The sequence below is a fragment of the Candidatus Methylomirabilota bacterium genome (assembly GCA_036005065.1).
Lineage (GTDB): Bacteria > Methylomirabilota > Methylomirabilia > Rokubacteriales > DASRDR01 > DASYQW01.
On the sequence record DASYQW010000334.1, the window covers coordinates 1 to 5421 of the forward strand.

At 71.2% G+C, this 5421-nt stretch carries 7 protein-coding genes; all 7 read right to left on the reverse strand.

Annotation, left to right across the window (positions count from 1 at the left end):
• A partial coding sequence (locus VGW35_22475) for a hypothetical protein (GenBank protein ID HEV8310439.1) occupies positions 1-471 on the reverse strand: 471 nt, incomplete at its 3' end.
• Positions 468-1148, reverse strand: a complete 681-nt coding sequence (locus VGW35_22480; protein ID HEV8310440.1) for a glycosyltransferase — start codon at positions 1146-1148, stop codon at positions 468-470. The genes VGW35_22475 and VGW35_22480, both read right to left, overlap by 4 nt.
• Positions 1145-2092 (reverse strand): copper transporter, encoded by a 948-nt coding sequence (locus tag VGW35_22485; protein HEV8310441.1) that lies wholly within the window; start codon positions 2090-2092, stop codon positions 1145-1147. Before VGW35_22485 ends, VGW35_22480 begins: the two co-directional genes overlap by 4 nt.
• Entirely contained in the window at positions 2089-3246 is a 1158-nt protein-coding gene (gene steA / locus VGW35_22490; GenBank protein ID HEV8310442.1) for a putative cytokinetic ring protein SteA, read from the reverse strand. Before steA ends, VGW35_22485 begins: the two co-directional genes overlap by 4 nt.
• Before the next feature lie 172 nt (positions 3247-3418).
• Positions 3419-4258 (reverse strand): NAD(+)/NADH kinase, encoded by an 840-nt coding sequence (locus tag VGW35_22495; GenBank protein ID HEV8310443.1) that lies wholly within the window; start codon positions 4256-4258, stop codon positions 3419-3421.
• Positions 4255-5055 (reverse strand): TlyA family RNA methyltransferase, encoded by an 801-nt coding sequence (locus VGW35_22500; protein ID HEV8310444.1) that lies wholly within the window; start codon positions 5053-5055, stop codon positions 4255-4257. Before VGW35_22500 ends, VGW35_22495 begins: the two co-directional genes overlap by 4 nt.
• Before the next feature lie 11 nt (positions 5056-5066).
• Positions 5067-5421, reverse strand: a 355-nt coding sequence (locus VGW35_22505; protein ID HEV8310445.1) for a phasin family protein, incomplete at its 5' end; no start/stop codon positions are given.

Genomic DNA, 5421 nt, shown 5'->3' on the forward strand with positions numbered 1-5421 from the left:
CACCAGAACGGCCCCGGCGGTCAGGATGAAGTACTTGAGGGCCCTCCCGGGACGGACGTCCAACCCGTTCCACAGGTTGGCGCACGCCGCCAGCAGGACGACGCCGGCCAGGCGGGTGGCGCCGGGACGGGCGGGCTGGGCAGCCACCACGACCACCGAGCTCCCCGCGATGACGACCAGCTTGAGGATGCCAGTGGTCACGTGGCCCGCCCCCACCGACCGCAGGTGCGCGCGAAGCCCTCGAGGGCCGGAAGGCAGGAGGTCGTCCATCAGCCCGGCGGCGAACACGAGCAGGCTTCCTCCGAGCGAGATCCATGCGGCGGCATCGAGCGATCGGCCCTGCCCGGTCACGATGGCCAGGCCTGCGAACAGACCGACGATCGCCCCCGGGGCGATGGCCACCAGCCCGAGGACGGCGGGAAGCTGTTCGCCCCGGTAGTTCTCCGCCCGGAACCCGTTCCACCCGCTCATCGAAACCCAAGGGCCCGCGGCAGGACCGCGAACAGGATGTCGATTCCCTGCCGCCCTCGATGTGCGAACCCTGCAATGCCGCGCCCGGTAGCCCGGTGGTCGAGATCCGCTGGAATCTCGACCACCCGGAACCCCCGGCGAACGGCGTCGATCGTCATCCCAGTCTCCAGCCCGAACCCCGCCGACAGGGGCCGGCAGGCCTGGAGCGCCTCCTGAGTGATCGCGCGCTGTCCCGACAGCGGCTCGACGGCCTGGAACCCGCTCAGCAATCGGATGGCCCGTCGCGCCGACCGCTTCACAAGCCCGAACCCACCGCTCCGCGCCGGAGGGAGCACGGCCACCGCAAGGTCGGCCCGGCCCTCGAGCACCTCGGACAGGATCGGCCCGAGCCGAGCGGCGGTGTGGCCGAGGTCGGCGTCGGCCAGGAGCCAGACCCCGGCTGGGGGGAGCCGGAGAAGCGCACTGTCGACCGCCCGACCCTTGCCCGCCCGGCGCCGGCCCTGCAAGACCGTGGCCCCCGCCGTCAGGGCCTGGGAGGCGGTTCCGTCGGTAGAAGCGTCGTCCATCACCACCACGTGTGCGACCTGCGGAAGGGAGCGGAGGGCCGACACCGTGGCCGCGATCCGGTCGGCTTCGTTGCGGGCGGTGACGAGCGCGCGCACCCTCCGGTTGGTCACGTCAGGGGCGGGAGGGCGGCCGTCGCTCCGGCCTTGATCCCGTAGTTGCCTCCCTGCCCCACGAGCAGGAGTCGCTCCAGCCCGAGGACGAGCGCCGCTCCACCAACCGAGAAGTCCAGGTCGTCCACGGTCACCATACGCGTGCCGTCGCCGGCAGCTCCATCGGCCCGCAGCGCCGGGATGAACGGATACTCGGTGGACGCGCTCTCGCCCGCACCGACCGTGGCACCGCGCTGGACCAGGCCCTCGACGAGCGGCACGAAGAAGAGCTGCGGATCGATGAGGGGCACGCCCCGCCCACCGGACAGGACGATCACCAGCTGGCCCTTGCCCCCGATCCCCGAGAGGTCCCCCCGCGAGATCGAAGGGGAACCCGGCGTGGTGGTCAGGAAGTTGGCCGTCAGGAGGTCGTCCAGGAAGTCCGGTCCGCTCGGCCCGACGGCGCGACGGGGCGCGCCCACGGCTAGGCGCTGGGCGAGCACCTCGGCCGCGCGCGCCTGGAGCGTCGGCGTCAGTGTGTCGCTCGCCATCCCCAGGAGTTGCGCCAGCGCTTCCCGGGATGATTCGTCGCCGACCGCCATCCGGTCGGTGATCGACAGCTCGGCCACAACCTTGACGGCGGCCTCGGACAGCGACAGCCGGGCCTGGGACAACAGGCGCGGGTCCACGCCGTCGTGCGTGACCATCACCACCGGCCGCCCGGTCAGGGTGCCCGGGTCGAGTGAGGGCAGGATGTCGCCCGCTTGCTGGAGCGCCCCGACCTGCGCCTTGAGATCGCTGACCTCCGCCCGGGTGTCCGAGAGGTCCTGCGTGAGTCCGTGCGTTTGCCGGCGCAGCTCCCCGATCAGCGCGGGCTGAACGACGGACGACCCGAACAACAGGCCGAGCCCCACGGCGAGGAAAATCGCGACGATCGTGAAGATGTGGTACCGGAACGAGATCAAATCAGCTCCTTCAGGTGGAACAGCCACTGACGGAACCGTTCGAACAGGAGGGTCACGTAGGTGCTCAGGACCGGGGAGATGGCGATGATCAGGATCATCACGACGATCGCCGCCCCCACCAGGAACACCGTGTCTCGGGTCCGGATCCTCGGCGTATAGACGCGGGACACGCCCTTCGCGTCCATCAGCGTTTCCCCCACCCGCAGGCGCACCAGGAACGTGCTGGCCATGCCCATCCGCCCCTTGTCCAGGAACTCCCGGAGGTTCCCGTGGCTGCCCACAGAGACGATGAGATCGGCCCCCTTCTCGTGGGAAAGGAGCAGGGCGACGTCCTCGCTCGTCCCCGCCGCGCGCACGATCGAATACGGGACGCCGAGGTCCTCCAGCCTGGCCTGCCCGGGGGCGAATCCGTCCCGGTAGGCGTGGAGGACGACCTCGGTCGGAAGCTTGCGCCGCAGTCGTTTCGGCCGCAACAACGCGAGCCGCAGCGCCGAATCCGACACGCTGTCCATGTCCCCGATGATGAGATCGGGCAGGTACCCTGCGTCGATGAGGGCATCGGCGCCTCCGTCGACGCCGACGAGCACCGGCCGCACGTCGCGGATGTACGAGCCCAGAGCGGCCAGGTCCTCCTTGTACTGGTAGCCCCGGACGACGACCAGGACGGGCCTGCCGGCCAACTCGTGCACCAGCGTGGGCAGCCCCGACCCCCCGAACAGGAGGTCGCGTTCGCGTTGCATGAAGTCCACGGTGTTGCGGGCGAAGCTCTCGAAGCGGTCGGCCAGCCCGGCGCGAGCCTCCTCCATGGCCAGGCGGACCGACGCCTCGCTCTGTCTGACACCCACGGCGAGCAACCGGTCGCCCGACAGGACGCGATCACCATCGACCTTGACCAGGTCACCCTCCCTCACCTTGCGGAGCAACAGCGGGCCCACGCCATCGACGAGGGGGATGCCGGCGTCGAGGAGGATGAGCGGGCCGAGGTTCGGGTACCGACCGGTGATGGAGCGTCCCGCGTTCACCACGGCGGCCACACCCGCCCCTACCAGTCCTTCGGCCGAGACCCTGTCCAGGTCCTCGTGGTCCAGCACGGCGACGTCGCCGGGCTGCAGCCGGCCCACCAGGCGCTTGGTCCGGGCGTCGACCCGGGCCATGCCTTGCTGCGGCCGCTCCCTTCGCTGCGGCCGCCGAAGCAGGCTCCTGGCCCTCGATGTGGACGTGTCGATCGCCTCCCATCGCGCGGACCACCCGGCGGTCGGCGCTGAATCGGATCGGCACGACCAGGGTATCCGAACCAACCCTCGGGCAGGGCGCCGGCCCGGCCGGTTACCGCTCCCCGCCCGGGAGCCCGAACTTCTCGCGTACCAGGGCGTGGAAAGCCGGGGCGTCGTCCCGGCGAACGAGGCGGGCCGGGTTGGGGGCCGCCCCGATCCGCACCCTCGATCCGATCGGAAGCTCGAGGCTCTCCCGCCCGTCGGCCGAGATCAGCCCGGGCTCGTCGCCCACCACCTCCAGGTTCACCGTGTCGTCGGCGCCGATCACCAGGGTCCGGTCGAACACCATGTGGGGCGCCACGGGCGTGACCAGCAAGCACGGGATCGCCGGCGTCACGATCGGCCCACCCGCCGAGAACGAGTACGCAGTGGATCCGGTGGGGGTGGCCACGATGACGCCGTCGGCCGACAGGGTCGTGACGTAGACGTCCCCCACGTACAGGGCCAGGCGAACCAGGCGGTGGCGGGCTCGTTTCTCCACGATGACCTCGTTCAGGGCCCATTGGGGCGCGAAACCATCGCTCTCCGGACGGGCCAGCACGGCCAATCGCTCCTCGATCCTTGCTCCGCCCGTCGCGGCCAGCTCGAGGAGGGGAGGCGCCTCCTCCGGCTCCACCTCGGTCAGGAATCCCATCCGGCCGACCTTTACGCCGAGGACCGGACATCCGACGGCCGAAGCCACGTGGGCCGCCCGCAGGAAGGTGCCGTCGCCTCCCACCGACAGGATCAGGTCGAGCCCGCCCGCGAAGTCGCCGGCCATCCGGGCGTCGGCGTTCGCCGGATCGAACCACCGGACCTGAACATCGCGGTCCTCGAACCATTGCGACAGGTGCTTGGCCGCCGCCATCGCGGTCTCGCGGGCTGGATGGACGACGAACCCGGCCGCCTTCACGATCCCCCTCCGATGCGCAGGCCCTCGCCGATCGCGCCGGTGAGATCGGGCGGCTGCGCGAGACCCCCCTTGACCGCGTGGATGAAGAACTCGACATTTCCGGCGGGGCCGAGGAGGGGGGACGTCATTGCCTTGTCGGACATGGCTCCCGACGCTTTGCAGGCCGCGACGACCTGCTCGAGGGCCCGCCGCCACACGCCCGGGTCGCGAACCACGCCGTGCGCGCCCACGTCCTTCGGCCCCGCTTCGAACTGCGGCTTCACCAGCAGCACGAGGTCGGCGCCCTCCATCGCCACCTCAGCCAGCGCCGGGAGGACCAGGCGAAGGGAGATGAACGAGAGGTCGGCCACCACCACCTGCGGGATGAACGGGAGGTCGGCCGGAACGAGGTCGCGCACGTTCGTGCGCTCCAGGAGGGTGACCCGGGAGTCCCGGCGAAGCTCCCACGCCAGCTGGCCGTACCCCACGTCCACCGCCACGACCCGGGCTGCCCCTCGCTGGAGCAGGCAATCGGAGAAGCCGCCGGTGGACGCTCCGGCGTCGAGCGCATCGCGGCCGGCCACGGCCACCCCGAAGCGTTCCAGAGCCGCGTCGAGCTTGTCCCCGCCCCGGGAGACGTACCGGCGGGGTGGCCCGGCGATCGCAAGAGCCTCGTCCGATCGGACGAGCGTCGACGGCTTGCTCGCGGAGCGGCCGCCGACCACGACCAACCCGTTTCGCACGGCGTCCTGCGCCTCGGTGCGGGTGCGGGCCAGGCCCCGCCGGACCAGCTCGGCATCCAGCCGCCGGCGGGTCACCGTGGCCTGGCTCAGGCCTTGTCCGACCCGGCCGTGCTGCGCTTCGTCGCGGACGTCGGCTTCTTTGCCCGGGGACGCGCGGCTGTCGGCTTCTTCGCTGTGGTCGCCCCGCCCCCGACCTGGCGTTCCAGCTCGCGCACCCGCCGCTTCAGCGCGTCGACCTCGTCGCGGCCCGCGACCCCCAGGGACTTCAGCTGGGACTTGACCTCGCGTTGCACCGCTTCTGAGAGGCGCTGGCGGTTCTTGTTCGACCAGTCGATGAGGTCCCGGGCGACCTTCTGGACCTGCTCGCTGGTCTGGCCTTGCATGAGCGAGCGGGCCATCTCCTGGGCCCGTGCCGGCGACAGCTTCTGCATGGTGGCCTCC